Annotated in this window: 24 protein-coding genes; 13 read left to right on the forward strand and 11 right to left on the reverse strand. The window is 61.1% G+C overall.

Going from position 1 to position 21,491, the window contains the following annotated elements:
* Nucleotides 1-39: 39 nt before the first annotated feature.
* The gene (locus tag ACZRMO_RS04920; protein ID WP_124527136.1) at nucleotides 40-1,116 is read right to left on the reverse strand and encodes a 3-deoxy-7-phosphoheptulonate synthase; all 1,077 of its coding nucleotides are present in this window, start codon (nucleotides 1,114-1,116) and stop codon (nucleotides 40-42) included.
* Between the two features lie 130 nt (nucleotides 1,117-1,246).
* Entirely contained in the window at nucleotides 1,247-1,681 is a 435-nt protein-coding gene (locus ACZRMO_RS04925; RefSeq protein ID WP_463972089.1) for a PilZ domain-containing protein, read from the reverse strand.
* On the opposite strand from ACZRMO_RS04925, the gene ACZRMO_RS04930 reads away from it, so the two are divergent.
* The 5 genes from ACZRMO_RS04930 (at nucleotide 1,680) to cysB (ending at nucleotide 5,599) form a co-directional block, all read left to right on the forward strand.
* Nucleotides 1,680-2,066 carry a YbbN family protein gene (locus ACZRMO_RS04930; RefSeq protein WP_463972090.1) on the forward strand — a complete coding sequence of 129 codons (387 nt, stop codon included), beginning with the start codon at nucleotides 1,680-1,682 and terminating at the stop codon, nucleotides 2,064-2,066. The two genes, ACZRMO_RS04925 and ACZRMO_RS04930, sit on opposite strands and share 2 nt — an antisense overlap.
* Nucleotides 2,063-3,016 carry a putative 2-dehydropantoate 2-reductase gene (locus ACZRMO_RS04935; protein ID WP_463972091.1) on the forward strand — a complete coding sequence of 318 codons (954 nt, stop codon included), beginning with the start codon at nucleotides 2,063-2,065 and terminating at the stop codon, nucleotides 3,014-3,016. The genes ACZRMO_RS04930 and ACZRMO_RS04935 overlap by 4 nt, the downstream gene beginning before the upstream one ends.
* Nucleotides 3,017-3,031: 15 nt before the next feature.
* The gene (locus ACZRMO_RS04940) at nucleotides 3,032-3,949 is read left to right on the forward strand and encodes a 5'-nucleotidase (protein ID WP_463972092.1); all 918 of its coding nucleotides are present in this window, start codon (nucleotides 3,032-3,034) and stop codon (nucleotides 3,947-3,949) included.
* A gap of 71 nt (nucleotides 3,950-4,020) precedes the next feature.
* The gene (locus tag ACZRMO_RS04945; RefSeq protein ID WP_124527141.1) at nucleotides 4,021-4,521 is read left to right on the forward strand and encodes a universal stress protein; all 501 of its coding nucleotides are present in this window, start codon (nucleotides 4,021-4,023) and stop codon (nucleotides 4,519-4,521) included.
* A 103-nt stretch (nucleotides 4,522-4,624) separates the two neighbouring features.
* Nucleotides 4,625-5,599, forward strand: coding sequence for an HTH-type transcriptional regulator CysB (gene cysB / locus ACZRMO_RS04950; protein ID WP_017734418.1), 975 nt, complete (start codon nucleotides 4,625-4,627; stop codon nucleotides 5,597-5,599).
* A 128-nt stretch (nucleotides 5,600-5,727) separates the two neighbouring features.
* Here cysB and ACZRMO_RS04955 read toward each other — a convergent pair whose 3' ends face one another.
* Together ACZRMO_RS04955 and ACZRMO_RS04960 are read right to left on the reverse strand one after the other, a co-directional pair.
* The gene (locus tag ACZRMO_RS04955) at nucleotides 5,728-6,210 is read right to left on the reverse strand and encodes a GreA/GreB family elongation factor (protein ID WP_463972093.1); all 483 of its coding nucleotides are present in this window, start codon (nucleotides 6,208-6,210) and stop codon (nucleotides 5,728-5,730) included.
* Between the two features lie 5 nt (nucleotides 6,211-6,215).
* Nucleotides 6,216-6,584 carry a hypothetical protein gene (locus ACZRMO_RS04960; protein WP_463972094.1) on the reverse strand — a complete coding sequence of 123 codons (369 nt, stop codon included), beginning with the start codon at nucleotides 6,582-6,584 and terminating at the stop codon, nucleotides 6,216-6,218.
* 132 nt (nucleotides 6,585-6,716) lie between these two features.
* On the opposite strand from ACZRMO_RS04960, the gene earP reads away from it, so the two are divergent.
* Entirely contained in the window at nucleotides 6,717-7,850 is a 1,134-nt protein-coding gene (gene earP, locus ACZRMO_RS04965; RefSeq protein WP_463972095.1) for an elongation factor P maturation arginine rhamnosyltransferase EarP, read from the forward strand.
* Nucleotides 7,851-7,899: 49 nt separating this feature from the next.
* Nucleotides 7,900-8,472, forward strand: a complete 573-nt coding sequence (locus ACZRMO_RS04970; protein WP_257780243.1) for an elongation factor P — start codon at nucleotides 7,900-7,902, stop codon at nucleotides 8,470-8,472.
* A 65-nt stretch (nucleotides 8,473-8,537) separates the two neighbouring features.
* Here ACZRMO_RS04970 and ACZRMO_RS04975 read toward each other — a convergent pair whose 3' ends face one another.
* From ACZRMO_RS04975 to ACZRMO_RS04985, 3 genes are all read right to left on the reverse strand, one after another.
* Nucleotides 8,538-8,957, reverse strand: coding sequence for an organic hydroperoxide resistance protein (locus ACZRMO_RS04975; RefSeq protein WP_463972096.1), 420 nt, complete (start codon nucleotides 8,955-8,957; stop codon nucleotides 8,538-8,540).
* 264 nt (nucleotides 8,958-9,221) lie between these two features.
* On the reverse strand, nucleotides 9,222-9,674 hold the full coding sequence (locus tag ACZRMO_RS04980; protein WP_463972097.1) for a MarR family winged helix-turn-helix transcriptional regulator: 453 nt from the start codon (nucleotides 9,672-9,674) through the stop codon (nucleotides 9,222-9,224).
* A gap of 79 nt (nucleotides 9,675-9,753) precedes the next feature.
* Nucleotides 9,754-10,704 carry a LysR family transcriptional regulator gene (locus ACZRMO_RS04985; protein ID WP_463972098.1) on the reverse strand — a complete coding sequence of 317 codons (951 nt, stop codon included), beginning with the start codon at nucleotides 10,702-10,704 and terminating at the stop codon, nucleotides 9,754-9,756.
* A 107-nt stretch (nucleotides 10,705-10,811) separates the two neighbouring features.
* Here ACZRMO_RS04985 and ACZRMO_RS04990 point away from each other — a divergent pair, with 107 nt between their 5' ends.
* Nucleotides 10,812-11,561, forward strand: a complete 750-nt coding sequence (locus tag ACZRMO_RS04990) for a sulfite exporter TauE/SafE family protein (protein ID WP_463972099.1) — start codon at nucleotides 10,812-10,814, stop codon at nucleotides 11,559-11,561.
* Here ACZRMO_RS04990 and ACZRMO_RS04995 read toward each other — a convergent pair.
* On the reverse strand, nucleotides 11,551-12,432 hold the full coding sequence (locus tag ACZRMO_RS04995) for a LysR family transcriptional regulator (RefSeq protein WP_463972100.1): 882 nt from the start codon (nucleotides 12,430-12,432) through the stop codon (nucleotides 11,551-11,553). The genes ACZRMO_RS04990 and ACZRMO_RS04995 overlap by 11 nt on opposite strands.
* A gap of 70 nt (nucleotides 12,433-12,502) precedes the next feature.
* On the opposite strand from ACZRMO_RS04995, the gene ACZRMO_RS05000 reads away from it, so the two are divergent.
* A complete protein-coding gene (locus tag ACZRMO_RS05000) occupies nucleotides 12,503-12,697 on the forward strand; it encodes a DUF1127 domain-containing protein (RefSeq protein ID WP_177414103.1) in 195 nt (64 codons plus the stop codon).
* A gap of 45 nt (nucleotides 12,698-12,742) precedes the next feature.
* On the forward strand, nucleotides 12,743-13,972 hold the full coding sequence (locus tag ACZRMO_RS05005; protein WP_463972101.1) for a winged helix-turn-helix domain-containing protein: 1,230 nt from the start codon (nucleotides 12,743-12,745) through the stop codon (nucleotides 13,970-13,972).
* Nucleotides 13,973-14,085: 113 nt separating this feature from the next.
* On the opposite strand, the gene ACZRMO_RS05010 is transcribed toward ACZRMO_RS05005, so the two are convergent.
* Nucleotides 14,086-15,432 (reverse strand): class II 3-deoxy-7-phosphoheptulonate synthase, encoded by a 1,347-nt coding sequence (locus ACZRMO_RS05010; RefSeq protein WP_124527722.1) that lies wholly within the window; start codon nucleotides 15,430-15,432, stop codon nucleotides 14,086-14,088.
* Nucleotides 15,433-15,556: 124 nt separating this feature from the next.
* Here ACZRMO_RS05010 and ACZRMO_RS05015 point away from each other — a divergent pair, with 124 nt between their 5' ends.
* The gene (locus tag ACZRMO_RS05015; protein WP_463972102.1) at nucleotides 15,557-16,312 is read left to right on the forward strand and encodes a spermidine synthase; all 756 of its coding nucleotides are present in this window, start codon (nucleotides 15,557-15,559) and stop codon (nucleotides 16,310-16,312) included.
* Nucleotides 16,313-16,430: 118 nt separating this feature from the next.
* On the opposite strand, the gene ACZRMO_RS05020 is transcribed toward ACZRMO_RS05015, so the two are convergent.
* Entirely contained in the window at nucleotides 16,431-17,222 is a 792-nt protein-coding gene (locus ACZRMO_RS05020; RefSeq protein WP_463972103.1) for a crotonase/enoyl-CoA hydratase family protein, read from the reverse strand.
* A 423-nt stretch (nucleotides 17,223-17,645) separates the two neighbouring features.
* On the opposite strand from ACZRMO_RS05020, the gene ACZRMO_RS05025 reads away from it, so the two are divergent.
* Nucleotides 17,646-19,319 carry a DEAD/DEAH box helicase gene (locus ACZRMO_RS05025; protein WP_463972104.1) on the forward strand — a complete coding sequence of 558 codons (1,674 nt, stop codon included), beginning with the start codon at nucleotides 17,646-17,648 and terminating at the stop codon, nucleotides 19,317-19,319.
* A 194-nt stretch (nucleotides 19,320-19,513) separates the two neighbouring features.
* On the opposite strand, the gene ACZRMO_RS05030 is transcribed toward ACZRMO_RS05025, so the two are convergent.
* Nucleotides 19,514-20,281: a DODA-type extradiol aromatic ring-opening family dioxygenase gene (locus ACZRMO_RS05030; RefSeq protein ID WP_463972105.1), complete on the reverse strand. Its 768-nt coding sequence runs from the start codon at nucleotides 20,279-20,281 to the stop codon at nucleotides 19,514-19,516.
* Between the two features lie 103 nt (nucleotides 20,282-20,384).
* On the opposite strand from ACZRMO_RS05030, the gene ACZRMO_RS05035 reads away from it, so the two are divergent.
* Entirely contained in the window at nucleotides 20,385-21,035 is a 651-nt protein-coding gene (locus ACZRMO_RS05035) for a thiopurine S-methyltransferase (RefSeq protein ID WP_463972106.1), read from the forward strand.
* Nucleotides 21,036-21,491: the final 456 nt, after the last annotated feature.

Genomic DNA, 21,491 nt, shown 5'->3' on the forward strand with positions numbered 1-21,491 from the left:
CCGGGCTTAGCCCGGCGTTTTTGTGTGCGCAGTGCGGGTTCAGGTGCGTTTGCGTTTCGGCAAGACGTCCTTGAGCTTGGCATGCATGCTGCGCAGAGTATTTTCGGTGGCCGCCCAGTCGATGCAGGCATCGGTGATCGACACGCCGTACTGCAAGTCGGCCAGGTCTTTTGGAATGGCCTGGCAACCCCAGTTCAAGTGGCTCTCGACCATCAGGCCGATGATCGACTGGTTGCCTTCCAGGATCTGGTTGGCGACGTTTTCCATCACCAGCGGTTGCAGCGCCGGGTCCTTGTTGGAGTTGGCGTGGCTGCAATCGACCATGATGTTTGGCTTGATCTTGGCCTTGTTCAGCGCCTGTTCGCACAGGGCAACGCTGACCGAATCATAGTTGGGCTTGCCGTTGCCGCCGCGCAGGACCACGTGACCGTAGGCGTTGCCTTTGGTGGTGACGATGGACACGCCACCTTCCTGGTTGATCCCCAGGAAACGGTGCGGGCTGGAGACCGATTGCAGCGCGTTGATCGCCACGGTCAGGCCGCCGTCGGTGCCGTTCTTGAAGCCCACGGCCGACGACAGGCCGGACGCCATTTCGCGGTGGGTCTGGGATTCGGTGGTGCGCGCGCCGATGGCCGACCAACTGATCAGGTCCTGCAAGTACTGCGGGGAGATCGGGTCCAGGGCTTCGGTGGCGGTAGGCAGGCCCATTTCAGCCAGGTCCAGCAGCAGCTGACGGCCGATGTGCAAGCCGTCCTGGATCTTGAACGAGTCGTCCAGGTACGGGTCGTTGATCAAGCCTTTCCAGCCGACGGTGGTGCGCGGTTTCTCGAAGTACACGCGCATCACCAGGTACAGGGTGTCGGACACTTCCGCCGCCAGCACCTTGAGGCGCTCGGCGTACTCGTGGGCCGCCTTGAGGTCGTGGATCGAGCAAGGCCCGATGACGACGAAGAGGCGATGGTCGGTGCCGTCGAGAATCTCACGGATGACTTCGCGGCCCTTGGTGACGGTCTGCAGGGCAGCGTCGCTCAGGGGGATTTCGCGCTTGAGCTGATCGGGCGTGATCAGGGTCTCGTTGGATTCGACGTTTAGGTCATTGATCGGTAAATCAGCCATCGTTTACTCGTCAGGGTCACGGGTGCCGGCCGCCAGCCATCCCCGTGCGGCGGAGCACAGCATGATTTGAATGCAGGGGGGAGGAACCTTAGCGCGTAACACGGGCCCGCGACAATGGGCAAAGCCCGCTTTAATCCAGCGCTGGCGCCACAAAGGCCTCGTGGGAGAACTCGACGGCATGGCGCGACACCCACTCGCGCGCCAGGGCTTCGAATTGTTCGGGCGTTGGTTCGGCATCTTCGTGCTGGCGGCAGTAGCGCTCTATCCGGCATGCTTGCTCACCCATACGCGCACCAAACAGGGCATGCTCATCGGTAAACGAGATGCCGATGCGGTAGCCGTCCGCGACCTTGCGGCACCATGCCACGTAGCCCGGATAACGCGCGCTGGGCCCCAGGGAGGGAATGTGCAGGTCAACGGCCGTACCCTGGCGCCAGGCGCGCGGCCAATGGCAGGCGATACCGCCCAGGGCGATCGTGAGCAGGCGTTGACGGGGAATGGCGGGGGAGGGACGTTGTGTTAACTCGACAGCGACATCATCAGGGTGAGGTAAAAAACGACCCATGTACACGGACTCCGAGCACCGTCCTGTTGACGGCGGCAGCAGCAGTATAGTGAAGGAACTGGAATTGACCGACCTGGATATTGACCAGCAATTGCTGGGATTGCCAGGCCTTTCTCTGCTGGTCTTCACCAGCGCAGGCTGTTCCAGTTGCCGTTGGGCACGCCAGCAGTTGCCCGGTTGGTCATTGCCGGTGGACCGCGTGTGCTGGGTCGATGCCGGCCACAACGGCGGCGCGGTTGAACGCTACCAGATCTTTCATTTGCCGGCGTTGTTCGTGGTGTGCGAGGGTCAGTTCCTCGGGCAATTGCAGACGCGCCTTGCAGCATCCGACCTTGCCGACAGCATTAATCAAGCCCTTACCCGCATTCCAGAGGATCTGCCATGACCGCTCCATCGCCACGCATTGGCATCATCGGCACCGGCGCTATCGGTGGTTTTTACGGCGTGATGCTGGCCCGTGCCGGCTTTGACGTGCACTTCCTGCTGCGCAGCGAGTACGCGACGGTCAGCAAGCAGGGTTTGCGTATCAATAGCAGCGTGCACGGCCCTTTGCATCTGCAGCCGGTGCAGGCCTACGCCAGCGCCGCCGATATGCCACCGTGTGACTGGCTGCTGGTAGGCACCAAGTCCACGGGCAATGTGGACCTGGCCCCGACCATCGCCCAGGTCGCGGCGCCGGATGCCAAGGTGGTGCTGCTGCAAAACGGCCTGGACGTCGAAGACAGTCTGCGCGAACACCTGCCAGCCTCGCTGCATCTGCTGGGTGGCTTGTGCTACATCGGCGTGCACCGTTCCGAGCCTGGCGTGGTTGAGCATCAGGCCCTGGGTCGGGTCAACCTGGGTTATCACAGCGGCACGGCGGCCAATGATGAAGCGCAGCAGAAGGCGATTGTCGAAGCTGGCGCGGCGTTGTTCCACCAGGCGGGCATCGAGTCCCAGGCCATGGCCAATGTGCATCAGGCGCGCTGGCACAAGCTGGTGTGGAACGTGCCGTACAACGGCCTTTCGGTGTTGTTGGGCACGGGTACGACGGCGATGATGGCCGATGAGTCCAGCCGCGAACTGATCCAGGCGCTGATGGCCGAGGTCGTGGCGGGTGCACACGCCTGTGGGCATGAGATCCCTGCCAGCTACGCCGAACAAATGTTCGCCATGACCGAAACCATGGACGACTACCTGCCCAGCATGTACCACGACCATGTCCATAAGCGCCCGCTGGAACTGGCTGCGATCTACGCACGGCCGTTGGCCGCCGCCAAGGCCGCCGGTTGCGAGCTGCCACGGATGCAGGCGCTGTATCAGGCGTTGAGTTTTATTGATCGGCATAACCGCTGATTCGGAGGGCATACGATGGCGAAGGGATTAGGCGACAAACTGGTGCTGGCGATTTCTTCGCGGGCGCTGTTCGACCTGAGCGACAGCCACAAGGTCTACCTGGCCCAGGGTGTTGAGGCGTACCGCCAATATCAGATCGAGCACGAAGAAGAAGTCCTCGCGACCGGCGATGCGTTTGCACTGGTCAAGAAACTCTTGAGCCTTAACGCCAGCCTAGGTCGTGCCCGGGTCGAAGTGGTGCTGGTCTCGCGCAACAGTGCCGACACCGGCTTGCGGGTGTTCAATTCGATCCAGCACTACGGCCTGGATATTTCCCGCGCCGCTTTCGTTGGCGGGCGTAGTCCCTATCCTTATTTGGCAGCCTTCGGTTGCCATCTGTTTCTTTCGACCCATGCTGAAGATGTGCGCAGTGCCCTCGATGCCGGCTTTGCAGCGGCGACGATTTTGTCCGGCGGCCCCAACCGGGCGTGCAGCGACGAACTGCGCATCGCGTTTGACGGTGATGCGGTACTGTTTTCCGATGAGTCGGAGCGTGTGTACCAGGCCGGTGGGCTGGAGGCGTTCCAGGCCAGCGAGCGGGAGTCGGCGCGCCAGCCCTTGCACGGCGGTCCCTTCAAGGGCTTTTTGGCGGCACTCAATTTGTTGCAGCGCGAGTTCCCGCAGGAGGCGTGCCCGATCCGCACCGCGTTGGTCACCGCCCGTTCGGCGCCATCCCACGAGCGGGTGATACGCACCCTGCGCGAGTGGGATATCCGGCTGGACGAGTCGTTGTTTCTTGGCGGCCTGGAAAAATCCGCATTCCTGGAGGCGTTTGCCGCCGATGTGTTTTTCGATGACCAGGCCGGTCATTGCGAGAAAGCCAGGGAGGTGGTGGCCACCGGGCATGTGCCCCATGGCATCAGCAATGAGGTAAGGGGGCAGACCGAGAGCTAAGCCAATCGAAGTCGTTGATGCGCTGCTAAGCTCATTCAATCTCCGCCATCCTGGCCATCCAGGGGGGTTCTATGATTCGTTCGATGTTGTACGCCACGGACCTGGGTCTGTATGCGCCTTATGTGATGCAACATGCACTGGCGCTGGCGCGAACGTTCAAGGCGGACCTGTATGTGATTCATGTGGTCGAGCCCATCGGGTTGTTCGCCGAATCGGTGTTGCAAAGCTACCTTGATGAGAAGGCCCTGAGTGAATGGCAGAGCCAGGGGCTGACCACGGTCATGGCGACCATCGAGCAACGGGTACTGGACAGTTTTCGCGAGGAGTTGGGGGACGGCGAGCAAGACCTGAAGCTGATCCGCTCGGTACGGGTGATCCAGGGAGACCCCTGCGAGGTGATACTCGACCAGTTGCGTAAACTCTCCGTCGATCTGCTGATCGTCGGCAGTCATAGCCATGCAACGGCGGCGGCCACACCGCTTGGACGCACCGCTGCACGGGTGCTGCAACTGTCTACGGTGCCGGTTTACCTGGTGCCCTCGCTACAGCGTCGACGCAGTGACGACGCGTGAGGGTAGAAAACGATAAAAAGTTCTAGATTTATCTGTCTAACCTTTAATATAGTTATATACCGTCGCTGATACCCGTGGCGTCTATCTGCTTTGAGGGATACATATGAAGCTTCAACAACTGCGCTACATCTGGGAAGTGGCGCACCACGACCTCAACGTTTCCGCTACGGCTCAAAGCCTTTATACCTCGCAACCCGGTATCAGCAAGCAGATCCGCCTGCTCGAAGACGAGCTGGGCGTTGAGGTGTTCGCCCGCAGCGGCAAGCACCTCACCCGTGTGACCCCGGCCGGTGAGCGCATCATCACCACCGCTGGCGAGATCCTGCGTAAAGTCGAAAGCATCAAGCAGATTGCCCAGGAATTCTCCAACGAGAAAAAGGGCACGCTGTCCATCGCCACTACCCACACCCAGGCACGCTACGCGTTGCCGCCGGTGATCCGCGACTTCATCAAGCAATACCCGGACGTGGCCCTGCACATGCATCAGGGTTCGCCGATGCAGATCGCCGAGATGGCCGCTGATGGCACCGTCGATTTCGCGATTGCCACCGAAGCCCTGGAGCTGTTCGGTGACCTGGTGATGATGCCGTGCTACCGCTGGAACCGTTGCGTGGTGGTGCCGCAAGGTCACCCGCTGGCCAAGCTGCCGAAACTGACCCTGGAAGCCCTGGCCGAATACCCGATCGTGACGTACGTGTTCGGTTTCACCGGCCGTTCCAAGCTCGACGAAGCGTTCAGCCATCGCGGTCTTACGCCGAAAGTGGTGTTCACCGCCGCCGACGCCGACGTGATCAAGACTTACGTGCGCCTGGGCCTGGGCGTGGGTATCGTCGCCAAGATGGCGGTGGACACCAATCTCGATAAAGACCTGGTGGTGCTCGATGCCAGCGAGTTGTTCGAATCCAGCGTGACCAAGATCGGCTTCCGTCGCGGCACCTTCCTGCGTGGCTTCATGTGCGACTTCATCGAGAAGTTCGCCCCGCACCTGACCCGCGAAGTCATGGCGAAGGCGATCCAGTGCCACAACAAGCAGGAACTGGAAGAGCTGTTCGAAGGCGTTGAACTGCCTGTCCACTAACACCGCAAAGACGAGGGGGGGCTTCTGTGGCGAGGGAGCTTGCTCCCGCTGGGCTGCGAAGCGGCCCCAAGATCTTGGGAGCGCTGCGCACTCCAGCGGGAGCAAGCTCCCTCGCCACGGTCACTCCCTTACTTGGCCTCGGTAACCGTAAAGTGTTGCCGGGCGCCCGCCACCAGAATCTCCACCTCATCACCTTCGAACTTGCCCAGCAGGCTTTTGCCCAGGGGCGAGCGCGGGGTGATGACGGTCACCGGTTGCCCCACCACATCCACCTTCAAGCCTGCGCCGTCCGGCGCGAGGAACAGCCACTGCTGGCGGCCGTTCTCGTCTTCCAGGCCCAGTAGCGCGCCAATTTCTATGCCGCGCTGATCATCGTAGGCCCGCAGTGGCAGGTTCTGGCACAGCGTCAGCGCCTGCTTGATCTCTTCGACGCGCTTGGCTTGCCCGGCCGCGAGGTAGGACGCTTCCAGTCCCAGGGTGTCGTACTTGTTCTCGGCGATGTTTTCTTCGTGGGTCGCGGTTTCGTAGGCGGTTTGCGCAGCGCGTTGGGCGATGTCGAGATCGATGCTGAGCTTTTCCAGGATCAGTGAATGGACGGCGTGTTTATTCATGGTCATCAATCGCAGAATTGCAGGACATTGGCCCGGGTCTTTTCGTTGGGGGCGTTCTGGTCCTGTTGCAGCCAGAACTGGCATTTGGAGTTGGACAGGTTGCGCGCATTGTTGCGGGCCTGGTCCAGGGTTTGTTGCTGTTCCTGCTTGTGCAGGTTCTGTTGATACTGCTCGAACATGCGGTTCGGCGGTTCAGGCGCCACCTCTACCGGCTTGCCCAGTTGCTGCACCGCCTGTGCCACCGGTGCCAGGCTTTCTGGGAACAGGTAGCGCGACGCCAACCAGGCGGTCAGCGCAATGGCGACAAACCCCAGCCATACGCCAAACGCGATGGCGGCACTGAGCTTGAACAACGACAACGGACGATCAGACATGGCGGCCTCCTGGCAGGCATTTGCGGCATGGCGGCGATTGTCGCACAGCCACCGTGCAGAATAATCGCGATCAAGTCTTCTGCATCGGCGCATTTATACGGACAATCGAGCCTTTAAGCGTTGGAGCCCGGAATGAAAGCCCGCTGGGATATTTTTTGCAGCGTCGTCGATAACTACGGCGACATCGGCGTGACCTGGCGCCTGGCCCGGCAATTGGTGGCAGAGCATGGCTGCGATGTGCGTTTGTGGGTCGATGACCTGCGTGCGTTCGAGCGCATGTGCCCGGAGATCGATGTTCAGGTGGACCAGCAATGGCAGGCCGGCGTCGAAGTGCGCCACTGGCCGGCCGAATGGCAGGGCGCGGCAGCGGCGGATGTGGTGATTGCCGCGTTCGCCTGCCAACTGCCGCCTGACTATATGGACGCCATGGCCGCGCGCGAACGCCCGCCGTTGTGGATGAACCTGGATTACCTGAGCGCCGAGGATTGGGTGGTGGGCTGTCACCGGTTGCCCTCGGTGAAGTACAAGGGCGTGCAGAAGTACTTCTTCTTTCCCGGTTTCCGTCCGGGAACGGGGGGCCTGTTGCGTGAGGCTGGGTTGCTTGAGCAGCGTCGGGCGTTTCAGCAGGATACCGCCGCGCAGCAACAATTCCTGCAAACCCTGGGCGTATTTCCTGCAACGGGTGCGCGGCTGATCTCGCTGTTTGCCTACGAAAACGCCGGGCTCGCCGCGTGGCTGGACGTGTTATCGACGGACGGGCGTACCACCCATCTATTGGTGCCGGAAGGGCGCATCCTGGGTGATGTGCAGCGTTGGCTGGGTGTCGAGGAGCTGGCGGTGGGCGACGTGCATCAGCGCGATGCCCTGACGCTGCAGGTGCTGCCGTTTGTGCGCCAGGACCAATATGACCGCCTGCTGTGGTGCTGTGAGTTCAATGCGGTGCGCGGCGAAGACTCCTTCGTACGGGCGCAATGGGCCGGCCGGCCGCTGTTGTGGCACATCTACCGGCAGGACGAAGACATTCACCTCGACAAGCTCGACGCGTTTCTGGCGCTGTACACCGCCGCGTTGTCGCCAGCGGCGCGGGCGGCACTGGTCGCGCTGTGGCAAGCCTGGAACACGCAGGGCGATATGGCACAACCGTGGAAAATGCTCATTGAGCACGGGCCAGAGCTCAGCCAGCACGCCGAATCCTGGTGTCTGGAACAGGCCTTGCAGGCCGATCTTGCGACGGCGCTGGTACAGTTTTATGAAAGTTGGATATGATACGCCACCTTGAATTTTGTAAATCCCATCCAAATTTCGGATATATGCAATGAAAACTGGTAAAGAACTGAAACCCGGTACAGTGATCCGTCTCGAAAACGACCCTTGGCTGGTTCAGAAAGCTGAGTTCACCAAGTCTGGTCGTAACAGCGCAATCATGAAGACCAAGCTGAAGAACCTGCTGACCGGTTACAAGACCGAGATCGTTTACAGCGCCGACGACAAACTGGACGACGTAATCCTCGACCGCAAAGAAGCGACCCTGTCCTTCATCAGCGGCGACACCTACACGTTCATGGACACCACCGACTACACCATGTACGAGCTGAACGCTGAAGATATCGAAGCCGTTCTGCCGTTCATCGAAGAAGGCATGACCGACGTTTGCGAAGCTATCTTCTTCGAAGAGCGTCTGGTTTCCGTAGAGCTGCCGACCACCATCGTGCGTAAAGTTGCCTACACCGAAGGTTCCGCTCGCGGCGACACTTCGGGCAAGGTCATGAAGCCGGCCAAGCTGGCTAACGGTACCGAGCTGCAAGTTGCTGATTTCATCGAGATCGACGACCTGATCGAGATCGACACCCGCGAAGGCGGTTCGTACAAAGGTCGCGCCAAGAAGTAATTCTGGCCCCGCCGATACGAAAAAAACCCGACTTAGCGTCGGGTTTTTTTATGGGCGTCTGTTTATCAGACCGTGACGTGCAGGCGCACATCCACATTGCCGCGCGTGGCGTTGGAGTACGGGCACACCTGGTGGGCCGCGTCGACCAGGCTTTGCGCGTCCTCCTGATCCAGGCCGGGCAGGCTGATGTGCAGGTCGATGTCCAAGCCGAAACCACCGGGGATTTGACCGATGCCCACATGGGCCGTGATCGAAGCGTCATCCGGGATTTTGCGTTTGGTCTGGCTGGCGACGAATTTCAGCGCGCCGATAAAGCAAGCCGAGTAGCCGGCGGCGAACAGTTGCTCAGGGTTGGTGGCCTGGCCACCGGCGCCGCCCAGTTCCTTGGGAGTGGAGAGTTTGACGTCGAGGATGTTGTCGCTGGAAACCGCACGACCATCACGGCCGCCGGTGGCGGTGGCTACTGCGGTATAGAGAGTTTGCATGGTGTCGTCCTCTTGGGTGTGTAGCGCTAAATATTAGCGCGCTAAGTAGTTGGTAAGATGAATGTATAGCGCTAATGGTTTGCGCGCAAGATAAATTTACAAACTATTTTTGAGATCTGCGAAGTTCAATTGTGGGAGCGGGCTTGCTCGCGAATGCGGTGGGGCAGCAACAGATCCAGTGACTGACACTACGCTTTCGCGAGCAAGCCCGCTCCCACACAAGCCCGCTCCCACACTTCAGGTTTGGGTGGCTGGTCTATTGCGTCAGACGCTGGCCTGCAGATTGCTGCGCAACGCGATCAGGTCTTCCTGCAACTTGCGCAACTGCTCCAACTCCAGGCCGCTGGCGCCAAGGATGCACTGCGGAATGCCCATGGCTTTCTCCTGAAGGGCGCGCCCGGTGTCGGTCAGTTCCACCACCACCACCCGTTCATCTTCACGGCTGCGCGTGCGGCTCAGCAGCCCTTCAGCTTCCAGGCGCTTGAGCAGCGGGGTGAGTGAGCCCGGATCCGTCAGCAGGCGGCTGCTGATTTCGCCGACGGTCAAACCGTCTTCTTCCCACAGGACCATCATGGCCAGGTATTGCGGATAGGTCAGGCCAAGGGCTTGCAGCAGCGGCTTGTAGACCTTGGTCATCAGCAGCGACGTGGAGTGCAGGGCGAAGCACAGTTGGTTGTCCAGCATCAGGGATTCGCATGGGGCGGGATTTTTGCTCATGGGGTACCTCGCAAAAGCATCTATGGGCTGGAATCTAGCGGGCAAATGTTTAATGCGCCAGATAATTCTGGCCGCGCAGTCAGACCAAACCGCTCTGCAACGCCAGATCCCACGGCGGTACCGGGCTGAAACGGGTTTTCAGGTATTCCAGCAACAATCGGCTGCGAGCGTTGGGCTGTTGTTCCAGGCGCAGGGCGTAGATACCGGTGGTCTCCGGGCTTGGCAGGCCGTCTTCGCAAAACAGCGGCACCAGTTCGCCGCGCACCAGGTATTCGCTGGCCAGCCACGTCGGCAAATGGGCGATACCCAGTCCGGCCAAGGCGCCGGAGAGCAGGGCCTCGGCGTTGTTGGCGCTCATGCGGATGCGCTGCGGGCGATAGGTGGCGCGGCGCCCATCCAGTTCGAAACGCCAGGCGAACATCGGCGCCAGACCATCCCAGTCCAGCCCGTCATGCTCACAAAGATCGCGTGGATGGCGCGGCGTACCGCGGCTTTTCAAGTAGGCCGGGCTGGCGCAGGCGATGCGCACGATACTCGCCAGGGGCGTGGCAATCAGCCGGGTGTCGACGATATGCCCGGCGCGCAGCACCAGGTCAACCTTGCCCAAGTGCGCGCCCTGCATATCCACAAAGCTGTCGATCAGGTGCAGGTGCACGTCCAGCCCTGGATACACGTTGAGGAAGTCGGCGATCACCGGCGCCAAGTGCCGGCGGCCAAACGCGGCTGGCGCATCTACCCGAATCAAGCCCTCGGGCGCATGGCTCAGGGATACCGCTTCGGCCCGCGCCAATTGCAACTCACTGACAATCCGCCGCGCACGCTCGGCAAACGCCAGGCCCGCCGGGGTCGGCACCACGGCGTGGGTGCTGCGCTGGAACAGGCGGCTGCCCACGGAATTTTCCAGGCTGTCGATACGCCGCGCCACCGCCGAGGGCGTCAGGGGATGGCGGCGCGCGGCGGCGGAAAAGCTGCCGGTTTCCAGCACATCGAGGAACAGGCTCAATTGGTCGGTCAATGTATTCGGGTTCATGGCAGGCGCTTATGCGAGATCGGCACAGCCATTGTGCGTTGCTGTGCGTTTCCGTGCTAGAGCGGACTGCGTAGCATGCAGGCCTTGGGATTGTGGAGTGGCCAGTTGTGGTGGATTTAGCGTTGTACCTGGTATTGGGCGTGGCCTTGGGCACGGTGGGCGGTTTGTTCGGCATCGGCGGCGGGCTGATTGCCATCCCGGTGCTGGGGGTGTTTTTCGGCCTGGATCAACAAATAGCCCAAGGCACTGCCTTGGTGATGGTGGTGCCCAACGTGATGCTCGCGCTGTGGCGCTACCACCAGCGCAATCGTATTCAACTGCGCCATGCCCTGCCGCTGGGCATCATGGGGTTCTGCTTCGCGTGGCTGGGCTCGATCTGGGCGGTGGGCCTGGATGCGGGGGCGATGCGTATCGGGTTTATCGCCTTCCTGGTGGCGCTGTCGGCCTACAACCTGTTGCGCATGTTCACACGCAATGCGCCGCCAACGGCCGAGATGCGCTACTCCTGGCCATGGCTCGGGGTGCTGGGTGCGGCTTCCGGGTCCATGGGCGGGTTGTTTGGCGTCGGCGGCGCGGTGGTTGCGACGCCCGTGCTGACCAGCCTGTTCGGCACCACCCAAGTCGTCGCCCAAGGCCTGTCCCTGGCCCTGGCATTGCCCAGCACCGGTGTGACCCTGGTGACGTACGCCTGGCACCACGAAGTGGATTGGTTGATCGGCGTGCCCTTGGCGGTCGGTGGCCTGCTCAGTATCAGTTGGGGGGTGAAAGTCGCCCATGCCTTGCCGGAGCGGGTACTGCGCGGGCTGTTTTGCGGTTTCCTGATCGTGTGCGCGGTGATGCTGACCTTTAAAGTCTGAAACCTTCGATGATGTAATCGGCCAGGCATGCGGTAATGGGCGAGGCCATCAGCGGGTTGCGCAGCAAGTGCAGGTTCATCGACGGCAGTGACGGGAACCCCTGCTCACTGCCCAGCACACGCAGGTCTTCGGTCACCAGGCTTTCCATGCTGACCATCACCGCCAGGCCGGCGTTGACCACCGCCTGGATCGCCGCGACATTGGAGCTGTGATAGGCCAGGCGATAGTCCCGGCCAATGGCGTCCAGTGCCGAGCAGGCCCACTGGGTGTAGAGGCAGTCGGGGCCGGAAATCGCCAGCGGCAGGGCGGCATGTTCGTCCACGCAGAAACACGGCGCCGCCGCCCACACCATGCGTTCGGTGCGCAGCAACTCGCCGACTTCCTTGGTGGGTTCGCGACTGATAACCGTCAAGGCAAGGTCGCGGCGCTGCATCAGCACCGTTGACGACTCGCAGTGCAACTCGATCTGGATCAGCGGGTAGGCCTTGGAAAACTGCTTGAGAATCCCCGGCAGAAAACGCATCACGTAGTCGTCCGGCGTGCCGATGCGCACCAGCCCGATCATATGCGGCTCGCGCAGGGTATTGAACACCTCGCTGTGCAGTTTCAGGATGCGCCGCGCATAACCCAGCAGCACTTGGCCCTCGGGGGTCAGGCGCACCTGGCGGCCATCGCGTTCGAACAGCTTGCGCTGCAACACATCTTCTTCCAGGCGTTTCATCTGCATGCTCACCGCCGACTGGGTGCGGTTGACCTGTTCGCCGGCGCGGGTAAAACCGCCCTGGTCGGCGATGGCGACGAAGGTGCGCAGTACTTCGGTATCGATACTGGGGTAGCCTGACAATTCATCAATCTCTGAGATGTGTTGCATAAGAAACATTCGTTGGATTGATCATAAGCCGGGCCACACACTTGTGCCATCCCCAAGGGAGGGCGAAAAGATGAAAGGTCAAAAAGGTTTTGTATTGCTGGCGAAGCGCCCATTTAGCGGCGTGCTGAATGCACTGGCCCGCTGGCAGGAACGCCAGGTGTTGGCGAGTTTGAGCGATGACGCGCTCAAGGACATCGGGCTGCGCCGCGCGGATGTGGAGCGTGAGCGCCGCCTGCATACCTGGCAAGATCCGCTGCGAAAATGACCGTGGATGCAGTAGGGTGGTCGGCGCGCCCACACGGAGAGTCCCATGCCCGCCGACCTGTCTTTCTCACTTAAGCAAGCTCGCCGCATGGCGCTGGCAGCCCAGGGTTTTTCCGGGCGCCAGGCGCCTGCACAGATCAAGGCCGCACACCTCAATCGCGTGATCGAACGCCTGGGTGTGTTGCAGATCGATTCGGTCAACGCCGTGGTGCGCTCGCACTACCTGCCGCTGTTTTCCCGCTTGGGCAACTATTCTGCGCAGATCCTTGAACAGGCCGCCTGGAGCCAGGGGCGGCGGCGCTCGCTGTTTGAATACTGGGGGCATGAGGCCTCGCTGCTGCCGATGGCGCTGTACCCATTGATGCGCTGGCGCATGGAACGGGCACGGCAAGGCCAGGGGATTTACGCGCAGATGGCGCGCTTTGGGCGTGAACAACAGGCGATTATCCAGCGCGTCCTGAAGACGGTTGAGCAGCAAGGCGCCGTCGGGGCGGGCAGCTTGTCCACCCGTGAAGAGCGCGCCGGGCCGTGGTGGGACTGGAGTGAGGAAAAGCACGCGCTGGAATGGCTGTTTGCCGCCGGGCTGGTCACCGTGGCCGGTCGGCGCGGGTTTGAGCGCCTCTACGATCTGCCGGAACGGGTGATCCCTGGCGAGTTCCTGCACGCCAGCGTAGGCGAAGCCGAAGCGTTGCGTGGCTTGTTGCTGCACAGCGCCACCGCCTTGGGGGTGGCTACGGAAAAGGACCTGCGCGACTACTTCCGCCTGGACCCCGCCGACAGCCGCAATCGCCTCGCGGAGTTGGTGGAAGACGGGCAACTGCAGGCATGCCAGGTGCAAGGCTGGAAGCAGGCGGCGTACTGCCTGCCGGCGGCGAAAGTGCCGCGCAAAGTGCCAGCCAGCGCGTTGCTGTCACCGTTCGATTCGCTGGTCTGGGAGCGCAGTCGCACCGAGCGGCTGTTCGATTTCCGTTATCGGCTGGAGATCTACACGCCGCAGGAGAAGCGGGTGTATGGCTACTACGTGCTGCCGTTTTTGCACAATGAACGGATTGCGGCGCGGGTTGATTTGCGGGCGGAGCGCGCCAATGGTTGCCTGGCAGTGCATGCGGTGCATGAGGAGGAGCCGGGGTTGGACGAGGAGGGGATGCTGGCGTTGGCGTTGAATTTGCGGCAGATGGCGGATTGGCTGGGGTTGGAGCGGGTGCAGTTGAATTGCCAGCGGGCGAGTGCTGGCCGGTTAAGAGCAGCCATGCTTGATATGGATGTTGGCTTTTAGGCCGCCTTCGCGAGCAAGCCCGCTCCCACATTTGACCGGGTTTCAGCTTTGGAATGCAGTCAAGTGTGGGAGCGGGCTTGCTCGCGAAGGCGTCAGCGCAGGCAACTAAACTCTCAGCGCTTGACCTGCTTCAAGGTCTCGGCAATCAAAAACGCCAACTCCAGCGACTGGTCCGCATTCATCCGCGGATCACAGTGGGTGTGATAACGGTCTGACAAGCCATCCTCGGTAATCGGTCGCGCGCCGCCGATGCACTCGGTGACATTCTGCCCGGTCATCTCGATATGAATCCCGCCGGCATAGCTGCCTTCAGCCTGGTGGACCTGGAAGAACTCCTTCACTTCGCCCAGGATCTGCGCAAAGTCGCGGGTCTTGTAGCCGCTGCTGGCCTTGATGGTGTTGCCGTGCATCGGGTCGGAACTCCACAGTACCTGCTTGCCCTCGCGCTGTACGGCGCGGATGAGGTTTGGCAGGTGGTCGCCGACCTTGCCGGCACCCATGCGCGCGATCAGGTTGAGGCGGCCGGGGTCGTTGTCCGGGTTGAGGATGTCGATCAGGCGGATCAGGTCGTCGGGGTTCATGCTCGGGCCGACCTTGACGCCGATCGGGTTGTTCACGCCGCGCAGGAATTCGACGTGGGCACCGTCCAGCTGGCGGGTACGGTCGCCGATCCACAGCATGTGCGCCGAGCAATCGTAGTAGTCGTTGGTCAGGCTGTCGCGGCGTACGAAGGCTTGTTCGTAGTTGAGCAGGAGCGCTTCGTGGGCGGTGAAGAAGCTGGTTTCGCGCAGTTGCGGCGAGCTGTCCATGCCACAGGCGCGCATAAAGGCCAGGGTTTCATCGATGCGGTCGGCCAGTTGGCTGTACTTCTCGGCCAGGGCGGAGTTGGCGATAAAGTCCAGGTTCCACTTGTGCACCTGGTGCAGGTCGGCAAAACCGCCCTGGGCGAAGGCTCGCAACAAATTGAGGGTGGCGGTGGACTGGTGATACGACTGCAACAGACGATCCGGGTCCGGCACGCGGCTTTTTTCATCGAAACCGATGCCGTTGACGATGTCGCCACGGTAGGCGGGCAGGGTGATGCCGTCGATGGTTTCATCGTTGGCCGAACGCGGCTTGGCGAACTGGCCGGCCATGCGCCCGACTTTCACCACCGGGCAGCCGGCGGCGAAGGTCATCACGATCGCCATTTGCAGCAGTACCTTGAAGGTGTCGCGGATTTTTGCGGCGGAGAACTCCACAAAGCTCTCGGCGCAGTCGCCGCCTTGTAACAGGAACGCGCGACCCTGGGTCACTTCGGCAAACTGACGGCGCAACTCGCGGGCTTCCCCGGCAAACACCAGCGGTGGGTAGCTGGCCAGGCTCTGCTCCACTTGCAACAGGTGTGCAGCGTCCGGGTACTGGGGTTGTTGCTGGATCGGCAGGGCGCGCCAGCTGTCGGGGCTCCAGGGTTGGCTCATCATGAACTCGATTGGCTGATTGACGGTCGGGCGCCAATGTTATCAGCAATTAGTGCGTGACCTGTTGCCGCCGGTTGGCCGACAATCGCGCCCTTGCCGTGCGGTAAACCCTTTAGGAGTAGTGATGACCGAGGAGCGTGTCGAGCGCCTGTTGGCCGAAGTCCATGATGACTTCGGCATGATCCGCGTGCTCGAAGTGGCCGATTACCGTTTTCTCGAGTTTGGCGATGCCATCGAGCAAAGCTGCGTGTTCACCGCCGACCCGAGCTGGCTGGAGTACGACTACACCCGCGCGATGCTGATCGGTGCGTTGTGCCATGAGCAGCCGGAGAGCGCGCTGTTCCTTGGGCTCGGCGCCGGCACGCTGACCCAGGCGTGCCTGAAATTCCTGCCACTGGAAGATGTCGAAGCCATCGAGCTGCGCCCTGACGTGCCGCGCCTGGCCATTGAGTACCTGGGGCTGGACGACGATCCGCGCCTGTACATCCGCATCGGCGACGCCCTGCAATTGCTGGAAACCGCTGAGCCGGCCGACCTGATCTTCGTCGATCTGTATACGGATGTCGGCCCTGGCGTCGGGCACCTGGCCTGGACCTTCCTGGAAAACTGCCAGAAGAAACTCAACCCCGGCGGCTGGCTGGTGATCAACCAGTGGGCCACCGACGACGGCAAACCGTTGGGTGCGGCGTTGCTGCGCGGGTTGTACCACCGGCATTACTGGGAACTGCCGGTGAAGGAGGGCAATGTGATTTTGCTGGTGCCTTCGGAGTTGGATCAGGAGCTGGATATGCAAGCGTTGACGGCGCGTGCCGAGGCCCTGGCACCACGATTAGGGTATTCGTTGCAGCCTTTGATCAAGGCTCTCCGGCCGGCTACTTGATTGCCTGAACTGGCCCCTTCGCGGGCAAGCCCGCTCCCACAGGGGAATGCATTTCAACAGGGGAATGCAGTCCAAATGTGGGAGCGGGCTTGCCCGCGAAGAGGCCCTCACAGTCAACTCAAATCCCCTTGAACACCCCTGGCCGCTTCTCCACCATCGCCAGCACACCTTCCTTGGCATCCTCGCTATTCAGCAGTTTATCCACCATCGGCTGCAATGCAGCTGCCGCCACGGTTTCGCCTTCCATCCGTGCCAAGCGCGCCGACATCAACGTCGCCTGCACCCCCAATGGCGCCTGTCGCGCAATACGGTTGGCCAGCGCGATGGCGCGGGGCAGCAAGTCCTCACTGGCCATCACCTCCTGCACCAGCCCCAGGCGCAGCGCCTCATGGGCATCGAACTCATCGCCGGTGAGCAGCCAGCGCATCGCATTGCCCCAGCCGGCGATCTGATGAAAGCGCAACGTCGCGCCGCCAAATGGAAAGATCCCACGCTGCACTTCCATCTGCGCAAAGCGCGTGTTGCTCGCGCACAGGTTGATATCCGCCGCCAACATCAACTCGATCCCGATGGTCAGGCAATAACCCTGGGCCGCCACGATCACCGGTTTACCGACCCTGGGGCCGGCGAACACGCCCCACGGATCGCAGCCGCCCAACGGTGGTTGCCAGCCCCCGGCCATCACGCTGCTGACATTCGCCAGGTCGAGCCCGGCGGTGAAGTGCTCGCCGTGGGCAAATACCACGGCCACTCGGGCTTCATCATTTCGATCAAATTCGCCATACGCCAGGCTCAGCTCATTGAGCAGATCCAGGTCGAAAGCATTGCGCTTGGCCACCCGGTCCAGGCCCAGCAGCAAGACATGGCCCTGTAATTCACGGCTGACGCGACTGCTGCTGGCTTGATTCATCGGGTGTGCCCTCGGGCGCGGGAGAGGTTTCAGACCGAAGGGCCTGAAGGGTTGGGTGAACCGTTTAAGCGTTATGACCAGCAGGGCCGGGCCTTTGAAAAATAGACCCTGTGGGACTTATCTGCAAAGACTGTGACGCAGCGCGGTTTATCGGCGCTTTGCGATAAAAAAAGCTCCCTTTTTCAGCTATTTCCGGTATAGTGCGCGCCGGCCTTTAACCGGGCCGCGTTTAGGTAGCGCAATTCCCCGAAGTCAGCTTCGGCTGCACGTCCGCACAGCGGACTCTTCCTTGACGAATCTTTTTTCTTTCATTCGTTTTCGCAAATCCCCGCCGACAAAGCAGCCAGGGCGACTCTTGAGTCTCAACACGGCATGCGCAGCTTTGGAGCATGGGTCTTTGCGGATGCACTTAGAGGCAGACCCATGACCCAGGAAACCGGCGGCTTCGCCGCTTTTAATCTTAACCCGAACATTCTTGCTGCCGTCATCGCGACTGGCTACGAAGAACCTTCGGCGATTCAGCAGCAATCGATCCCGATCATCATGGCCGGCAAAGACATGATTGGCCAGGCGCAAACCGGTACCGGTAAAACCGCCGCGTTCGCCCTGCCTATCCTGCACTGCATCGATCCTGCCAAGCGCGAGCCGCAAGCCCTGATCCTGGCGCCAACCCGTGAGTTGGCGCTGCAAGTAGCAACCGCTTTCGAAACCTACGCCAAGCAAATGCCAGGTGTAACCGTTGTGGCCGTTTACGGCGGCGCGCCTATGGGCCCACAACTGAAAGCAATCCGTAATGGCGCACAGATCGTTGTCGCCACGCCGGGCCGTCTGTGCGACCACCTGCGTCGTGACGAAAAAGTCCTGTCGACCGTGAACCACCTGGTTCTCGACGAAGCTGACGAAATGTTGAAGCTGGGCTTCATGGATGACCTGGAAGTCATCTTCAAGGCACTGCCACCAACCCGTCAGACCGTACTGTTCTCGGCTACCCTGCCACAGTCGATCCGTGCCATTGCCGAGCGTCACCTGCGTGACCCAGAGCACGTCAAGATCCAGACCAAGACCCAGACCGTTACCGCGATCGAACAGGCTCACCTGTTGGTTCACGCTGACCAGAAGACCTCGGCTGTATTGAGCCTGCTGGAAGTCGAAGACTTCGACGCCCTGATCATGTTCGTGCGCACCAAGCAAGCGACCCTGGACCTGGCCAGTGCCCTGGAAGCCAAAGGCTACAAAGCCGCTGCGCTGAACGGTGACATCGCCCAGAACCAACGTGAGCGCGTGATCGACTCCCTCAAGGATGGCCGTCTGGACATCGTTGTAGCGACCGACGTTGCCGCTCGTGGCCTTGACGTTCCACGTATCACCCACGTGTTCAACGTTGACATGCCTTACGATCCAGAGTCCTACGTTCACCGTATCGGCCGTACCGGCCGTGCGGGTCGCGAAGGTCGTGCACTGCTGCTGGTGACTCCACGTGAGCGCCGCATGCTGCAAGTGATCGAGCGTGTAACCGGTCAGAAAGTTGCCGAAGTGCGCCTGCCGGATGCACAAGCTGTTCTGGATGCGCGCATCAAGAAACTGACCAACAGCCTGGCGCCACTGGTGGCTGACGCTGAATCGACCCACGGCGACCTGCTGGACCGCCTGACCGCCGATATCGGTTGCACCCCGCGTGCCCTGGCTGCAGCCCTGCTGCGCAAAGCAACCAACGGTCAAGCCCTGACCCTGGCTGCGATCGAGAAAGAGCGCCCACTGGTTCCGAACAACGCGCCACGCGGTGATCGTCCAGAGCGTACTGGCGACCGTCCAGACCGTGGTGATCGTGAGCGTCGTGCTCCGGTTCCATTGGCTGAAGGCCGTGCTCGTTGCCGTACCGCGCTGGGCGCGCGTGATGGTATTGCTGCCAAGAACCTGCTGGGCGCTATCCTCAACGAGGGTGGCCTGGCACGTGAAGCCATCGGTCGCATCCAGGTCCGTGACAGCTTCTCCCTGGTGGAGCTGCCGGAAGACGGTCTGGAAAAACTGCTGGCCAAGCTGAAAGACACTCGCGTTGCCGGTAAGCAGCTGAAGCTGCGTCGCTACCGCGAAGATTGATCCGCCCCTGGGCTGATTGATCGCACATAAAAAATCCCCGACTGGTTCGGGGATTTTTTTTGCCTGATTTTTAAGGAAGATCACTCGGTCAACTGTGGGAGCGGGCTTGCTCGCGAATGCGGTGTGTCAGTCACAAAATTTTTTACTGAACCAACGCATTCGCGAGCAAGCCCGCTCCCACATTTAAACCTGTGTTAGCCGAATCGATAGATGTCCATCCCCAAGGCACCCATGGTAAAGCCTTGGTGCGCGATGCTGAAATCCCCACCAGCGCCGCGCGCGAAGTACAGCGGCAACAGATGCTCGTCACTCGGATGGCTACGCACGGCATGCGGTGCCTGGCGCCGATAATCATGCAGCGCGCTTTCGTCATCGGCTGCCAGCTTGTCCACCACCCAATCGCGGAAATCCCGTGCCCACGGCTCGATGCTCTCCGGCCCGGCGTGCCAGTCCAGCTCGCCGAGGTTGTGGGTGATGCTGCCCGAACCGATCAGCAGCACGCCGTGCTCACGCAGGCTGGCAAGCGCATGCCCGACCCGCGTCTGCAGGGCAGGGCCCATGCGGCTGGGCAGGGAAACCTGCACCACCGGAATATTCGCCGCCGGGTACATCAGTGATAACGGCACCCAGGTGCCATGGTCGAAGGGACGACGTTCATCGATGCGCGCAGTCAGGCCGTCGGCGTGCAGCAACTCGACAATCTCGCCGGCCAACTGCGGGTCGCCGGGCGCCGGGTATTGCACCGCAAACAATTCACGCGGGAAGCCACCGAAGTCGTGCCAGGTTTGCGGTGCGGCGCTGCCGCTGACCAGCAGTTCATGGCTTTCCCAGTGCGCCGAGACCACCACGATCGCCTGCGGGCGCGGCAGTTGCGCGGCCAAGCGCTGCAATGCCGGGCCGCTGGCGCCGGGTTGCAGGGCGAGCATGGGCGAACCATGGGAGATAAACAGGCTAGGGAGCATAAGAAGGGTCCTGAGCGTTAAGATGGGCCCATCTTCAATCAGATCATTGATCTAAATCTAATATAAGTTTTAGCACTATTTGATCGAATTTTCGGGGTGATCCATGGAGCCTAAGTTTTGGCGGGAGCGCTGGGCGCGCAATCAGATCGGCTTTCACTTGCCCGAGGTCAACCCTTACCTGCAACGGCACTGGCCACCCTTGGCCGAAGGCGCCAAGGTGCTGGTGCCGTTGTGTGGCAAGAGCCTGGACCTGATGTGGCTGGCCAGCCAAGGCCTGCGAGTAGTGGGGGTGGAGCTGTCCGAGCAGGCGGTCGAGGCGTTTTTCAATGAGCAGGATCTGACGCCGCGAATCACCGAGCGGGGTGTGTTCAAGGTGTATCAGGCGGATTTGATCGAGATCTGGTGCGGCGATTTCTTCGCATTGGATGCCGAGGTGCTGGCCGATTGTGCAGCGCTCTATGATCGCGCGGCGCTGATCGCCTTGCCGCCGCTGATGCGGGCGCAGTACACCGATCACCTGAATACGTGGTTGCCATCAGGCTGCCAGGGTTTGTTGATTACCCTGGACTACGAGCAAGTGCAGAAGGCGGGTCCTCCGTTCGCGGTGACGGATGAAGAGGTTCAGTTGCTGATAGGCGAGCGCTGGGCGCTGCAGGTGCTGCAAGAGCAGGACATCCTGGGCGAGAGCTGGAAGTTTGTGCAGGATGGCGTTACGCGGCTTGAAGAGCGCGTGTATCAGTTGGTCAAGCGCTGAATCTGCTGGCGTCATCGCGGCATAGGTATCTACACAACTTTGTGCATTGCTGCTGGACCTGTGGCGAGGGAGCTTGCTCCCGTGACGGACTGGCGGTCGGGCGATTTTTACCGGGTGTAAACCGGCTCTACTGTGGGAGCTGGCTTGCCTGCGATCGCTTTTTTTCGCAGGCGTCCGAGTTTTGGTGGGTGTATGCGGTCCAAATGAGGGAGCGGGCTTGCTCGCGAAGGCTATGTGTCGGGCGCTGGAGCTTTTTGGTCGGAGTACATATCCATTGCTGCGGTAACGGCCACTTAGGGTTCCGCTCTTACAGCGGCTCACTTTTGGAAAGGCCCAAAAGTAAGCAAAAGGCCTTCGCCGGTATGACTCACCCACATGGGTTACAAATCAGTTCACGCACATAGGTAACAGTTTTTAACTGGCAGGGTCGATTTCGCGAGGATCTGACCATGCCCT

The sequence above is a fragment of the Pseudomonas sp. B611 genome (genome assembly GCF_055407965.1).